The organism is Klebsiella sp. CN_Kp066 (genome assembly GCF_040065135.1).
In the GTDB taxonomy this organism is placed as follows: domain Bacteria; phylum Pseudomonadota; class Gammaproteobacteria; order Enterobacterales; family Enterobacteriaceae; genus Klebsiella; species Klebsiella oxytoca.
Genome location: NZ_JBEAIU010000041.1, coordinates 14,202 through 27,933 on the forward strand (window position 1 = coordinate 14,202; position 13,732 = coordinate 27,933).

Annotated in this window: 13 protein-coding genes; 1 reads left to right on the forward strand and 12 read right to left on the reverse strand. The window is 54.8% G+C overall.

Annotated features, from left to right (window positions below):
* Window position 1 precedes the first annotated feature (1 nt).
* From fkpB to ribF, 4 genes are all read right to left on the reverse strand, one after another.
* Window positions 2-451 (reverse strand): FKBP-type peptidyl-prolyl cis-trans isomerase, encoded by a 450-nt coding sequence (gene fkpB, locus ABLV75_RS16720; RefSeq protein WP_004098486.1) that lies wholly within the window; start codon window positions 449-451, stop codon window positions 2-4.
* A gap of 97 nt (window positions 452-548) precedes the next feature.
* On the reverse strand, window positions 549-1,049 hold the full coding sequence (lspA, locus tag ABLV75_RS16725) for a signal peptidase II (RefSeq protein WP_004108317.1): 501 nt from the start codon (window positions 1,047-1,049) through the stop codon (window positions 549-551).
* The gene (ileS, locus tag ABLV75_RS16730) at window positions 1,049-3,865 is read right to left on the reverse strand and encodes an isoleucine--tRNA ligase (RefSeq protein WP_348855043.1); all 2,817 of its coding nucleotides are present in this window, start codon (window positions 3,863-3,865) and stop codon (window positions 1,049-1,051) included. Before ileS ends, lspA begins: the two co-directional genes overlap by 1 nt.
* A gap of 44 nt (window positions 3,866-3,909) precedes the next feature.
* Window positions 3,910-4,848 (reverse strand): bifunctional riboflavin kinase/FAD synthetase, encoded by a 939-nt coding sequence (gene ribF / locus ABLV75_RS16735; protein WP_004108323.1) that lies wholly within the window; start codon window positions 4,846-4,848, stop codon window positions 3,910-3,912.
* A 330-nt stretch (window positions 4,849-5,178) separates the two neighbouring features.
* Between ribF and rpsT the strand changes: the two genes are divergently transcribed.
* Window positions 5,179-5,442, forward strand: a complete 264-nt coding sequence (rpsT, locus tag ABLV75_RS16740; protein WP_003018940.1) for a 30S ribosomal protein S20 — start codon at window positions 5,179-5,181, stop codon at window positions 5,440-5,442.
* A gap of 99 nt (window positions 5,443-5,541) precedes the next feature.
* Here the strand turns inward: rpsT and nhaR are convergent, their stop codons facing one another.
* The 8 genes from nhaR to ABLV75_RS16780 all read right to left on the reverse strand — a co-directional run bounded on the left by nhaR (window position 5,542) and on the right by ABLV75_RS16780 (window position 13,707).
* Window positions 5,542-6,477 carry a transcriptional activator NhaR gene (gene nhaR, locus ABLV75_RS16745; protein ID WP_004108338.1) on the reverse strand — a complete coding sequence of 312 codons (936 nt, stop codon included), beginning with the start codon at window positions 6,475-6,477 and terminating at the stop codon, window positions 5,542-5,544.
* A 52-nt stretch (window positions 6,478-6,529) separates the two neighbouring features.
* A complete protein-coding gene (gene nhaA / locus ABLV75_RS16750; RefSeq protein ID WP_004108340.1) occupies window positions 6,530-7,705 on the reverse strand; it encodes a Na+/H+ antiporter NhaA in 1,176 nt (391 codons plus the stop codon).
* 148 nt (window positions 7,706-7,853) lie between these two features.
* A complete protein-coding gene (locus ABLV75_RS16755) occupies window positions 7,854-9,116 on the reverse strand; it encodes a hypothetical protein (RefSeq protein ID WP_032734482.1) in 1,263 nt (420 codons plus the stop codon).
* A 232-nt stretch (window positions 9,117-9,348) separates the two neighbouring features.
* Window positions 9,349-10,842, reverse strand: coding sequence for a sulfatase-like hydrolase/transferase (locus ABLV75_RS16760; protein ID WP_004108345.1), 1,494 nt, complete (start codon window positions 10,840-10,842; stop codon window positions 9,349-9,351).
* A 433-nt stretch (window positions 10,843-11,275) separates the two neighbouring features.
* Entirely contained in the window at window positions 11,276-11,575 is a 300-nt protein-coding gene (locus ABLV75_RS16765) for a hypothetical protein (protein ID WP_004108350.1), read from the reverse strand.
* Between the two features lie 62 nt (window positions 11,576-11,637).
* On the reverse strand, window positions 11,638-12,483 hold the full coding sequence (locus ABLV75_RS16770; RefSeq protein ID WP_004108353.1) for a DsbA family protein: 846 nt from the start codon (window positions 12,481-12,483) through the stop codon (window positions 11,638-11,640).
* 29 nt (window positions 12,484-12,512) lie between these two features.
* A complete protein-coding gene (locus tag ABLV75_RS16775) occupies window positions 12,513-13,217 on the reverse strand; it encodes a pili/flagellar-assembly chaperone (RefSeq protein ID WP_032704966.1) in 705 nt (234 codons plus the stop codon).
* Window positions 13,210-13,707 (reverse strand): fimbrial protein BcfF, encoded by a 498-nt coding sequence (locus tag ABLV75_RS16780; protein WP_049094734.1) that lies wholly within the window; start codon window positions 13,705-13,707, stop codon window positions 13,210-13,212. Before ABLV75_RS16780 ends, ABLV75_RS16775 begins: the two co-directional genes overlap by 8 nt.
* Window positions 13,708-13,732 lie beyond the last annotated feature (25 nt).

Sequence of the window (13,732 nt, forward strand, 5' to 3'; positions counted from 1 at the left end):
GTTACCCCTCCAGCGCCGGATCGATCTCCAGCACTTCAACATCAAAATGAACGGTACGCCCGGCCAGCGGATGGTTGAAATCAACGGTAATCGAATCGCCGTTTACTTCACGGATCACGCCGGGCATTTCGCTGCCATCCATTGCGGTAAAGAGCATAATCGCGCCGACTTCCGGCTCGCCCGCATCGATAAATTCCCGACGCGAGAAATATTGGATCAGGTCCGGGCTCGGTACGCCAAACGCGGCGTCCGGCTCCAGCGAAAAGGTGGTTTTATCCCCCTCTTTTAGCCCCAGCAGATGCTGTTCCAGACCTTCAGACAGGGAAGTATCGCCCAGACGAAAGAGCGCCGGTTTACCGTTGTTGCGGGTTGACTCTGCGGTGGAGCCATCGTCGAGCTTTAAGGTGAAGTGCACCAGCACCGCACTGTTGCTCTGTACTGATTTAGACATGCAGGTTGCTCACTAGTTTTGTCCGGTGACGCTGGCGCTGAACGGGCCTACGGAGAACGTAGACCCGTGCAAACGTCGCGCCGCCCGGCGGGTATTGTTACGCCTGTTTCTTCGCAGCCGCGTTCGGCAAGAAGCCTTCCAGCACAATCAGCGCCGCGCCGATACAAATAGCGGTATCGGCAAGGTTGAAGGTGGCGAAATGCCAGTCCCCGACGTAGAAATCGATCATATCGACGACAAAACCATGCCAAAGCCTGTCGAATAAATTGCCCAACGCGCCGCCAATAATCAGCGCATAGGCAATATTATTCAGCTTTTGCGTCGCCTTAGAGCGATACATCAGCACCGCAAGGATCACGCAGATACCGATAGCGATACCGGCGAAGAACCAGCGCTGCCAGCCGCCACTGTCGGCGAGGAAGCTAAAGGCCGCGCCATAGTTACGCGCATAATGCAGATTAAGCGATGGGAACAGCGATACCGTATCCCCCAGAGCGAAGTTCTGGAGGATCAGGAATTTGCTGCCTAAATCGATAATCAGCACGGCTACGACGACCCAGAGCCAGCGTAGCCCCGTTGAACTAATCGGTTTACTCATCAGGCAAATTTACGTTTTTCGCCGTCACCGGCGATGTTGCTGACACAGCGTCCGCAGATATCCGCGTGTTCCGCCACCTTGCCGATGTCCGTCGTGTAATGCCAGCAGCGCGGGCACTTATCACCTTCGGCTTTGCTCAGCACGACTTTCAGGCCTTTCAGCAGCTCACTCTGCCATGCGTCGGCCGGAGCCTGCGCATAATCGGCAACTTTCGCCCCTGAGGTCAACAGGACAAATCGCAATTCATCGCCCAGCGCGTTGAGCTTCGCCGCGAGATCGGCATCGGCATACAGCGTTACCGCCGCTTCCAGAGAGCCACCCACCTGCTTGTCAGCACGCGCCTGTTCGATAACCTTGTTGACTTCGCCGCGCACTTTTAGCAGCTCGTCCCAGAAACCATCGTTCATCGCTTCGTCGTCGGCCAGGCCAAACAGACCGGTGTACCATTCGCCGGTAAAGACGTATTTCTCGCGGTCGCCCGGCAGGTAACCCCAGATTTCGTCAGCGGTAAAGGACATGATCGGCGCCATCCAGCGTACCAGCGCTTCGGCAATGTGGTACAGCGCGGTCTGGCAGCTACGGCGCGCGACGCTGTCCGCCTTGGTGGTGTACTGACGGTCTTTAATGATATCAAGCCAGAACGAACCCATTTCAATGGAGCAGAAGCGCATCAGACGCTGCACGACTTCGTGGAAATCGTAAGACTCATAGGCTTTGACGATATCGTCCTGCGCCGCTTGCGCGCAGCCTACTGCCCAGCGGTCCAGCACGACCATCTCTTCCGGTTTCACCATATCTTTAGCTGGATCGAAGCCATTGAGGTTCGCCAGCAGGAAGCGCGCGGTGTTACGGATACGACGATAGCTGTCGGCGGCGCGTTTAAGGATCTCGTCGGAGACCGCCATTTCGCCAGTGTAGTCGGTGGAAGCCACCCACAGACGCAGAATATCCGCGCCCAGTTTGTTCATCACATCCTGCGGAGAGACGGTGTTGCCGATAGACTTGGACATCTTGCGGCCCTGGCCATCAACGGTAAAGCCGTGGGTCAGCACCTGGCGGTAAGGCGCTTTGCCCTTCATCGCGGTAGAGATCATCAGGGATGACATGAACCAGCCGCGGTGCTGGTCAGAACCTTCGAGATACATATCGGCGGCGTGACCGGCAAATTCCGGACGCACGTCAACAACGGAGTAGTGGGTCGATCCGGAGTCAAACCACACGTCCAGCGTATCCGGCACCTTCTCATAGCTATCGGCCTCGGCGCCGAGGATGTCGCGGGAATCGAGATCCCACCACGCCTGAATGCCGTCGATCTCAACGCGTTTCGCCACTTCTTCCATCAGTTCGAGAGTACGCGGATGCAGCTCCTGCGTCTCTTTATGCACGAACAGCGACATCGGTACGCCCCAGGTACGCTGACGGGAAATACACCAGTCAGGACGGTTGGCGACCATCGATTCAATACGCGCCTGGCCCCAGTCAGGGATCCACTGCACGCCTTTGATTTCGGCAAGCGACTGCGCGCGCAGGCCTTTCTGATCCATGCTCACGAACCACTGCGGCGTGGCGCGGAAGATGATCGGCGTTTTGTGACGCCAGCAGCACGGGTAGCTGTGCTGCATTTTCTCTACGTGCAGCAGCGCGCCTTTTTCAGACAGCAGCGCAACGACAATATCGTTGGCTTTAAACACGTTTACGCCATCCAGCGTCGGGTAAGTTCCCGGCAGATAGGCGCCGTCCGGACCCACCGGGTTAGCGACTTCCAGGCCATATTTTTGACCGATAACATAGTCATCCGGGCCGTGGCCTGGCGCGGTATGTACCGCACCGGTACCCGCGTCCAGAGTGACGTGATCGCCCAGGATCGCCGGGACGTCGAAATCGAGGAACGGATGCTTAAAGCGCATCAGCTCCAGCTCGGCGCCGTTTACCACCGCAAGGATGGTGTAATCAGTAATGCCGGCGCGTTTCATGACGCTGTCGACCAGATCTTTCGCCAGGATCAGCGCCTGGCCGTCAACCTGCACCAGCGCATAGTCAAATTCCGGGGACAGGGAGATGGCGCGGTTCGCTGGCAGGGTCCACGGGGTGGTGGTCCAGATAACCAGAGAAACCGGACCGTTAACGTCGGCCACGCCGAATTTCGCCAGCACCGCCGCTTTATCGGTCGCGTGGAACGCCACGTCGATGGACGGAGAAGTTTTGTCGTAATACTCAACTTCCGCTTCCGCCAGCGCGGAACGGCAGTCTACGCACCAGTGCACCGGCTTAGCGCCTTTGTGCAGGTGGCCGTTGCCGATGATTTTACCCAGCGCGCGGATGATGTTGGCTTCCGTTTTGAAGTCCATGGTCAGGTACGGGTGCGACCAGTCGCCGAGCACGCCCAGACGGATAAAGTCTTTGCGCTGCCCGTCAACCTGAGTGGCGGCATATTCGCGGCACTTGGCGCGGAACTCGGCGGCGGTGAATTTCTCGCCCGGCTTGCCGTATTCCTGCTCTACCTTCAGCTCGATTGGCAGACCGTGACAGTCCCAGCCCGGTACGTACGGAGAGTCATAGCCCGCCAGCCCTTTGGACTTAACGATAATGTCTTTCAGAATCTTGTTAACCGAGTGACCAATATGAATGCTGCCATTCGCATAAGGAGGGCCATCATGCAGAATGAAGGTTTTTTTGCCTTTTTTGGCTGCACGAATGATGCCGTACAGGTCATCATCGGTCCAACGCGCCAGCATTCCCGGTTCACGCTTGGCGAGGTCGCCGCGCATCGGGAACCCTGTTTCCGGCAAATTCAGGGTCGATTTATAGTCACTCATCAGATTCTCGGTTCCGTATTTCGGTTTGATAAACACCGTCAGGGTTATGCCTGCCCGGTTAGCCCAAAGAAGTCGCGGGCCGTTAACTCATCACGTGCGATTTGCGCTTTTAGCTCATCAAGCGACGCAAATCGCTGCTCGTTACGTATTTTTTTACGCAGTATTACATCTATATGGCGACCGTAGAGGTCCATTACAACATCCAGGAGATGGACTTCCAGCTGCTGACGCACGCCGGACACCGTTGGACGAGTACCAATGTTGGCGACGCCCATAAAAGGTTTGTCGCCAAGCCCTGTCACTTCTACCGCATAGACCCCTTTAACCGGGGAAACCTGACGACGCAGCGGTAAATTCGCCGTCGGGAAACCTATTGTGCGCCCGAGTTCATCACCGTGCACAACGCGGCCGGAGATGGTAAACGGATGCCCCAGCAGCGTCTCCGCCAGGGGCAGATCGTCGTCTGCCAGCGCCTGGCGCACCGCGGTGCTGCTGATGCGCACGCCGCCTTCACAGAAGGTTTGGGTGCTGGTGACGTCAAAGCCGTACTCCACGCCGGCTTTTTGTAATAACAAGAAATCCCCCTGGCGACCTGCGCCAAAGCGGAAATCATCGCCAACGGCGAGGAACTGAACGCCCAGCTGGCGGACCAGCAGTTCGCTGATAAAGTCCTGGGCGGTCAATGCCGCAAAGCGCCGATCGAAACGCACGCACAGGACGTAATCGACGCCGCTTTCAGCCAGATAGTTCAGCTTCTCACGCAGGCGCGTTAAACGTGCCGGCGCTTTATCGGCGGCAAAAAGCTCAAGCGGCTGCGGCTCAAAAATCATCACCACCACCGGTAAGCCACGCTGGCGACCTTCTGCGCGCAAACGCTGCAATAATGCCTGGTGCCCGCGATGCACGCCGTCAAAATTTCCAATGGTCAGCACGCACCCGTGCGGGGCCTGACTGAGATTATGTATGCCGCGTATCAGCTTCATGTCTGGCTCAAAACAGTGAAAATCGTCCGAGTATACCTTGTACAACTGGCGACGTTAACCAGCGATTGCACCTCTTCACCGAAAGATCCCGGGAATTCATTCACTCAGCGCGAGATTGCGGGAAAATCTCTCCGGCGTCGTCGATTTTTATGGTTGAAAGGCTGTATTCGCCTGCAACAAGCTGGTAGAATCTTGCGCCATCACTACGTAATGAAGCGTTGTTCGTTTAAACGACGCTTATTTGCACAAATCCATTGACAAAAGAAGGCTAAACGGGCATTCTCCTCGGCCTTTGAATTGTCCATATAGAACACATTTGGGAGTTGGACCTTGGCTAATATCAAATCAGCTAAGAAGCGCGCCGTTCAGTCTGAAAAGGCCCGCAAGCACAACGCTAGCCGTCGCTCTATGATGCGTACTTTCATCAAGAAAGTATACGCAGCTATCGAAGCTGGCGACAAAGCTACTGCACTGAAAGCATTTAACGAAATGCAACCAATCGTGGACCGTCAGGCTGCTAAAGGTCTGATCCACAAAAACAAAGCTGCGCGTCATAAAGCAAACCTGACCGCTCAGATCAACAAACTGGCTTAATCGTCTGCTTGTTGTCGCTTTGTAAAAAAACCCGCGAAAGCGGGTTTTTTTATGTCTGTCGTCTATCGCTCAAAGCGTCAACCATCGCGCTTCTGGCGACTATTGCTTTGCCGAACCGCCAGAAACAGCGCTGTCCTGGGCCTGCGGCGGCGTAAAGAGCGCCGAATAGTCGCGATGACAAATACGCTGCACCGCCGGATGCTGGATCATTCGTTCAGCGAAGATCGCGTGATACTCTTCCATGACGTTGTCCATCCGTCCGATCTCAACTATCGACTCATCGCTATAGAAATCATGCGCATACAGCGTCGGGGCAACGAATATCGCATTATGCGCCGCGCCGAAGGCTTTCATCAACGCCGCATCGTCAAACTCGCCGAGGATTTCCACCTGCAATCCCTGCGAGTTAAACCAGTTGAGCAGCTTGCGCCCTAACATCGAACGACGGCCAGGGATCAGTAAGCGACGCTCTTCCAGACAGGCCGGGAACGGCTTTTTCGGCGGCGGATTCATGCACCAGAAGCTGACGCTGCATTCGCCAATTTTCACTGAAAACAGCCCTTCCTGCTGGGTTGAATCAATAGGGCAGTCGGAAATAATCATATCGAGCTTATGCTGGCTAAGCTGCTCCAGCAGCATTTCGTGGGTCGATTCGAAACAGCGTAAATGGATCTGTTCGTTATCGACAACGGCAGCATCCAGTACCCCGCTCACCAACCTTTTCGACAGCGCGTCCGCGACGCCGACGTCAAACAGCAGATTCGACTCTTTACGATAGTTAACGATATCGAGCATTTCCTGGCTCAGCGTAAACATGCGATCCGCATAGCGGAAAACCAACTCGCCTAATTCGCTGGGCTCCAGCCCTCTTCCTTTTCGCTTGAACAACTTCCCCTGCAGGCGCTCTTCCAGCGCCTTAATTTGCCCGGTAATGGTCTGCGGCGTCAGGAACAGCGCTTCCGCCGCGCCAACAACGGAGCCTTCTTTATAGACATGCCAGAAGTAGTACAGATGGTTGTAGTTGATATGCGACATGCTTCTCTCCCTGATAATGTCCAGGAGAGCCGTAGCGGCTCTCCGTGAGATGTTAAGCCGCGTAGCCCGAATCCGTTACGCGCTTACGCAGTATGATGTATCCCGTGACTGCCGATAATATCGATCCAATCAGGATGCCAAGCTTGGCCCAGTTGATCAATCCGGGGTCGACGCTGCCGAAGGCCAGGGTGGCAATAAAAATCGACATTGTGAAGCCAATCCCACATAGAATGCCGACCGCCATAATTTGCTTGCAGGTTGTCCCTTCCGGCAACGAGGCCCATTTCAGTTTCAGCGCCAGCCAGCAGAATACGCTAATTCCCAATGGCTTACCGATAAACAGCCCGGCAATAATACCTAACGGCAGCAGCGAGGTCAGCCCTTCTACCGTGACGCCCTGCAAAGAAACGCCCGCGTTAGCGAAGGCGAACAGCGGCAGGATCAGGAAGGCCACCCACGGATGCAGCACGTGCTCAAGCTGCTTCGCCGGCGATTTACCGTTCTGCTCTTTTAGCGGGATCATAAAGCCGACAATGACGCCAGCCAGCGTTGCGTGAACCCCCGACTTCAGCACCGCAGTCCAGAGTATGGCGCCGACCAGAATATAGATCCCGGTACGCCGTACGCCGCTCAGATTCAGCGCCGCCAGCACCATAATGGCGCCGGCAGCGACAACCAACGACACCACGGAAAGATCGTGCGTGTAGAACAGCGCAATGATAATAATGGCGCCCAGATCGTCGATGATGGCCAGCGCCATCAGAAAGATCTTCAGCGCAGCGGGAACCCGATTGCCCAGCAGCGCCAGTACGCCCAGCGCGAAGGCAATATCGGTCGCAGCCGGAATCGCCCACCCTTCTCTGGCAATCGCATCCTGGCCGTTAAATGCCAGATAGACTAACGCCGGAACCACCATGCCGCCCAACGCCGCGACGACCGGAAATACGGCCTGGCGACGGCTGGCCAACGCGCCCTGTTTCATCTCGCGCTTTACTTCCAGACCTATAAGCAGGAAAAATACCGCCATCAGCGCGTCGTTTATCCACAACAGCATGTTCTTGTTGATCTCTAACGCGCCTACGCGCAGCTGAACGGGCGTCTCCAGAAAAGAGTGATACAGGCCGCTGGTCAGGCCCGTATTGGCTAATAGCATCGCCATAGCGGCGGCGAAGATGAGGATTATCCCCCCGGATGCCTCGCTATGAAAAAAACGCTGTAGATGTTTCACTTTTACCTCACCTTATCGGCAAACAACTCGATAAAAGTATAATACAGACGCAAATACATCGAAAAAAGTAGGTTTAAATTGCCGTTAAGATCGTTTTTTACGAATGTACGCCCGTCAAATGCTGACCGGGTTAACCGGGCAGTGAAGTTTAAAAAGGCAGGCAGGAAAGACGGTTGTTATATTCATATTTCAAATGATTTAGCGCAGACGTCACGTTGGCAGGCGACATCCTGGTGAGCCAGGGAAGGAAAGGATGGCGATAAATATAGTCTATAAATTCGCTGGCGCTTCGCAGGGTCGCATGCCGTAACAGGCCGGTTTTCTTACTTCCGGTCAGGTTACAAACGGCCATGGCGTAGTCCCGCGTGGAGAATGTTCGCCAGACATTGTTGCGGATCCCGCCGCTGTAGAACAGTCGCGGTGGCATTTCGCCCTGAGGGGGGTTTACACCGCGTTCTCTGACGAATGAGATATGGCAGCGCCCCTGCCGGACCTGCGCCAGGTTTGCCATCATACATCCGCCAAGGATGAAACACTCATGATCGAGATAATGCTGCACATTTAGCGAACGCTCATCGGTTAACATTCGCACCAGTTCAAAATGTCGATAGGCCGGCAATACGGGTTTAACCAGCATACCTCGCACATGCCGGTGCAACGTTCCCGGCCCGTAATCAATATCAAACAGCGCGCCACGACGCCGCATAGTGAGCATTTCTTTGCGTTGCACGAGATACGCCAGCGTGCCTGGGGGCAGTCGTTCTTCATATTGCGATTGATACTGATACGCCGGCTCAACCGGGCGTGGAGTATAGTTCGTCGAGATAGCCACCACTTTACCGCTTTTTTCCTCAGCGGTGACCAGCACATACAGCCGATTCTCTCCACCGTTAAAACCAAGGCTAAACGCCCGGGTGGTGAGAACAATATCAAACGCCGGAAAGTCAAAAGCGCGCTCCGCCAGGTCCGCGCGATAAGAGAGGTTAGCTAATTCGCGGCCTAATGTAGTGTTATCGATTGCCAGTAGAGTGCGAATATCGTTAAGCGAGCTGCCTTGCTGGATGAAAGCGGCAAGCTCCTGCTGGCGAGGCGTGAGGGTCAGGCTGTCCGGTATCACGAAGGTCTTGCTGCAGTCGCGACATGCCATACGCCGCTCGCCCTGCGCCGAGTAGCCGTAGCGTTTTAGAGAAACGCTGCCGCATCCCGGACACTGCTTAACCAGCCCCTTCCATCCCTGGTTTACCGTGCGGCGAAAAGCGTTAAGGGAAATCGCCGAAATGGGCGGAAAGAGAAAGCCGCATTCCCGGCACAGGATATTTTCTCCCTGACGAAGATAATCAGGGCTATTAAGCACGCCAAGATTTTTACAACCGGGCGTTTTGCAACTATTAACATTAACGTCGTTAAACATATTCACTCACTGCGAATATTTCCCTCGGGCCTCGCTGATTTTATCACTATTATTTCTCCAGGGTAAAAGCGCGTTATCACCCTTTTTTTGATTATGAGTAACGGTTCAGGTTATTGCAGCCTCTGTCTATCCGCCGATGCGGGCCAATAAAAATACCTGATTCAACGTCAGAACGCTGAATCAGGCAGGTATGGCGCCTGGTAGCATACGATTATGATATGCTAATATTTCATCAGCCCCAGGTCACCGGCGTCGGTTTATCTCCGCGGGCTTTCATCAGTGAATCATTATCGATGTCATTTTTATATTTCAGAAACTCAGCGAACATCCGCTGCTCAATTTCGGGCTGCTTACCGATTTGATTTAGCGTTTCTGCGCGATCCTGCTTCAGATTATAGAGGTATTTAGCCTTACCTTCGCGATCAATAATCATTTTCCAGTCGCCGTCGCGAATCGCCCATTCATCGGTCGGATCGTCCTGGAACGGCATATCGATACCGAAAATCAGCGGTTTTTCCCGCTTGAACGCTTGCTTCTCCAGTACCGGTACGATTGACTGGCCGTCATAGGTACGGTCCTTCGGCAGAGGGAAGTTCATCATCTGCGCCAGCGTCGGCATCCAGTCCAGACCCGACATCGGCGTTTCTGAGACCATCCCCTGCGGAATATGGTGACCATATTTGATAATCGCCGGGACGCGAATTCCGCCTTCCCACAGGTTATCTTTACGACCCCGCAGCCCATCCGTTTCACCAGCAAGGTTCAGCTCATAAACTTTTCGCGCTTCGCGGGTAACCGGGCCGTTATCGCTGGTAAAAATTACGATCGTGTTATCTTCTTCACCCATTGCTTTAATCTTGTCGAGAACTTTCCCTACCTGAGCATCCATATAGCTGATGTTGGCATAGTACTCACCGGCGCCGCGCCAGGGCTTATCCGCCCAATCACCGTAGAACAGATCCGGGTGCTGCTTCGCATAAGCGCTGATATAAGGCGCGTACATATCGAGATATTTCTTCGGCGAGGCCAGCGGGCTATGCACTTCGGTAAAGGCGACGTAGAGGAAGAAGGGGTTGTTATCTTTCTTCTTATCCAGCCAGTTGACGACTTCCGAACTCACCAGCTCGCCGCTGAACGTCTTCGCGCGACCGATAGGTTTCTCGTTGCGGGTAAAACCGGTGGGATAGACCATGCCGTAGCGAGGACGCTCTTTGGCGTTATCCAGCGTCGAGTCGCTCACGAACCCGGCGGTATTGACCAGCCTGTAGTCAAAGCCCATGTCCTTCGCCTGCGGCTGGTCGGTACGATCGCCGCCGGCGTTGAGATGGAGTTTGCCCATAATCGCCGTATCGTAACCCTGCTGCTTCAGCAGATTCGCAATCGTCAGCTCGTTACGGCCTAAGGCAACATTTTTCCCCTCCGGGATCCACGATCTAATGCCCGTACGAAACGGCATGCGGCCGGTCAACAGGCCCGCCCGCGAAGGTGAGCAGAGCGGCGCCGGAGCATAATAATCGGTGAACTTCACCCCTTCCTGAGCCAGCTTATCAATATTGGGCGTTTTGACGATTTGATGCCCATAGGCGCCCAGGTCACCATAGCCTAAATCATCTGCCAGAATGATGACCAGATTGGGATGTTTAGCATCAGCGGCATAAACAGAATGCATGGCGCTACCTGCGCATAATGCCAGGCCAATCAGGCCGGCAACACATGTTTTTTTCATGTTAATCCCTCAGAAAAAAATTTAAAAATTGATAACGCAACATATAACGCATTTAATCCCATAAGCCCTCTGGCCAGATGTATTATTGCTTTCTCACCAGCCTATAATTGCAGATATTCATGGGAGTAAAATTGATGTATCCATAGCCAAACCGGCCAATCGGGAAAGAAGTATCAATCGAAAAGAAAATGATATTAGTGATTGAAATCTCACATAGCAACGGCATAAAAACTCATGCAAAAAGGGTGTCAATGAATGTTGTTAATAACCACATAAATGAATGTTTCTGTTGCAGAGAATATTCTCTTAACAATAATGAAAACGGCACTGACTCATTAAACAGATGCGCAAGAAATACCCTCTTCTCCGCCCCTTATCTTGCCTGAGGGACCGGGGCGATCGGATTATTGGCAATGACAGACGGGCGTGAGGATCAGTCATAGACCACGCGCAGCAGCGTTAGCTGTTTGTCCTCATCCAGGTAGGACTTTTCAATCGTGGCATAGGGGGAGGATATGGGCACAATGAGGTTTTCCACGGTGATATGACGCTCAAGACGATCCTGACGCTGGCATAAAATATCGGAGGTTCCCGTTTCGTTCCAGCAGGCGGCGGTTATCACGCTACCGGAAAACTGAAGCTGACCGCCGGAGGCGAGGCACGCGCAGCCGATAAACCATAGCGGCAAGACCAGCGCGGGCATCACACTATGTATGAGGGGCATTTTTTCCATGTTTCGACACTCCTGTGTTTGATTTCACCGGGGCGTGACCACCCCGGTAGAGAACGCCGTCCCTAGCCTTTCGCTTTCTGAATCGCCGTCTGCAGAGCGTCCTGCGAGGAGCTGCCGGGCATCACCGAGACGCGGTTAGCCTCCGGCGTTTTCGCCTGTGGCATCACGACAAACGCGGGGGTACCGGAAAAGTTCATATGCTGGGCCAGCGCCTGATTTGCCAGCAGAGCGTCATGAACCGCCCCGCTATCCTGCGCCTGCTTGACCTCCGCGATCTTCTCTTTCGACAGATAATGCTGCGCCAGGCCATAGACATCCTGTTCCGTGAGCGCGCCTTCCACTTTACCGGTGGCATAGAGCGCGTTATGCCAGTCAAGATATTTGGCGCCGCCGTCGCTTAACCACACCTGTTCGCCGATCCTTGCTGCCAGCCCCGATACCGGCCAGCGCGAAGAAAAAATAGGGAACTCTTTGAAAACAAAGCGCGTATCCGGGTTGGCTTTGATCAGCGCCTCGATAACCGGCGCCATTTTGCTGCACCATGAACACTGATAATCAAAGAACATGACCACTGCAGCTTTCGCATCTGCCGGGCCAACGGATGGGCTGGCGCTGCTCAACAGCCCGGCCTGATACTGCAGGGCCAGCTGTACGTAAGCCTGCTGTTGGGCGATCTGCTGCCGCTGATGTAGCGTTTCACTGGCGGCGATGAGAAATTCCGGGTGATTCGCCAGATACGTGGCTACGGCTTCGCCGACTTTATCCGGATGGCTGGCGATATAGGCCTCCGCCGCCGGACCAATCTGCGACGCCGGCTCGCCGTTCTCCGCCTGCGCCGGTAAAGAAATCGCGCCGCTAATCAGCGCCAGTGCCGCCAGGCAGCTCAGCTTTAAAGATGAATCGTGCATAAAACAAACTCTCATTCCAGGGATAAAAATCAGCGCGCCAGCAGTACGTTCGCCGCTATCGGCGGCAGCACGCGGCCATAATCATTAATGCTTTGCCAGCGCACCTCGCAGCGGGTCGCCCGCTGGCACCAGCCGGTTTTGCGCGTCGAAAAAGGGGCGACGACACCTGCGGTATCAATGGGCCGGCCGTTGGCCTTGAGCGAGAAGAGCGTGACGTAATAAGGGCCCGGGTTCTGTACCGACAGCCCCTCCGGGGTCAACGTCCAGCGCAGCCCCCGGTACGCCTGCTGGGGATTGCCTGCCAGGCCAGCAGGACGATAGATAAGCTTCAGCGCGGAACGAAAGGCCATCTGAACATGATGGTCGCCAGGCTTACCGGAGGGTATGGCGGCAATACTCAATGTGAACAGGCTTTCCCGGTCGGAGGGGAGCGCGTCGCCGGTCCAGGTCACGCGCAGCGTATTCTCCTGCTCTGCCGCAAGACGGAACAACGGCGGCGTAATGATAAAGGGGGGTCTGTTCCCTGCGGCAATAGCCGCGCCGGGCCATCGTCGCGCCGACTGAATGTGGCTATCAATAAGCCAGCTCTCAGAAGAGGTGTTGCTCACCGGCACGCTTAGGGTCGGCATCTGCGCATGATAGATAAACCGCGTCCCACCGATCACCACGCCCGCCTGAGCTACAGGGATCGGCAGCAGCCAGCTCATGACGATATAAAAAAGGAGTTTATTCATAGGCGAGGATAAACGTGGCTGAAGCATTCGCCTTTCCGGCCGTAACCGCGCTGCCGTCCGCGATATAGCGAGCATAGAACTGCAGATGCGCGGAAGTCTGCCCCGGAGAAAGCGCGATGACTTCGCTCGTCTGCCCTGGCGGAATAAGATGTTTATCCTGGTCATAGAGGCCAATGCCAATCCCTGTGGCATCGTCCGCCGCGTCGATAAGCGCCAGGAGATCCGTATTTCGCTGATTTGCCGTCCCGCTGAAGCTCACCGTAACGCCGCTGACGGTGCTGCCGCAGTTCTGCAAATCAATGGCGAAAGGCTGCCAGGCGGAACCATCGCCAGCCTGGTAAAACTGACGGTTCGATACGCTGCCCATCTCCACGTTAATGTTTTCTGAATCCGGCGACAGCGTGCAGGTATTGTCGGTAATCGTGCCGGTGACATAGACACGCCCGTCATGCGCGTCTGCCGTTGCTGTCGTCAGAAGGCAGCAAGCCATGCAGGCATAATAAGCATATTTATTC

Coding starts and splice junctions, on each gene's coding strand:
- fkpB (WP_004098486.1), bottom strand. CDS start 451: ATGTCTAAATCAGTACAGAGCAACAGTGCGGTGCTGGTGCACTTCACC.
- lspA (WP_004108317.1), bottom strand. CDS start 1,049: ATGAGTAAACCGATTAGTTCAACGGGGCTACGCTGGCTCTGGGTCGTC.
- ileS (WP_348855043.1), bottom strand. CDS start 3,865: ATGAGTGACTATAAATCGACCCTGAATTTGCCGGAAACAGGGTTCCCG.
- ribF (WP_004108323.1), bottom strand. CDS start 4,848: ATGAAGCTGATACGCGGCATACATAATCTCAGTCAGGCCCCGCACGGG.
- nhaR (WP_004108338.1), bottom strand. CDS start 6,477: ATGTCGCATATCAACTACAACCATCTGTACTACTTCTGGCATGTCTAT.
- ABLV75_RS16755 (WP_032734482.1), bottom strand. CDS start 9,116: ATGTTTAACGACGTTAATGTTAATAGTTGCAAAACGCCCGGTTGTAAA.
- ABLV75_RS16760 (WP_004108345.1), bottom strand. CDS start 10,842: ATGAAAAAAACATGTGTTGCCGGCCTGATTGGCCTGGCATTATGCGCA.
- ABLV75_RS16765 (WP_004108350.1), bottom strand. CDS start 11,575: ATGGAAAAAATGCCCCTCATACATAGTGTGATGCCCGCGCTGGTCTTG.
- ABLV75_RS16770 (WP_004108353.1), bottom strand. CDS start 12,483: ATGCACGATTCATCTTTAAAGCTGAGCTGCCTGGCGGCACTGGCGCTG.
- ABLV75_RS16775 (WP_032704966.1), bottom strand. CDS start 13,217: ATGAATAAACTCCTTTTTTATATCGTCATGAGCTGGCTGCTGCCGATC.
- ABLV75_RS16780 (WP_049094734.1), bottom strand. CDS start 13,707: ATGGCTTGCTGCCTTCTGACGACAGCAACGGCAGACGCGCATGACGGG.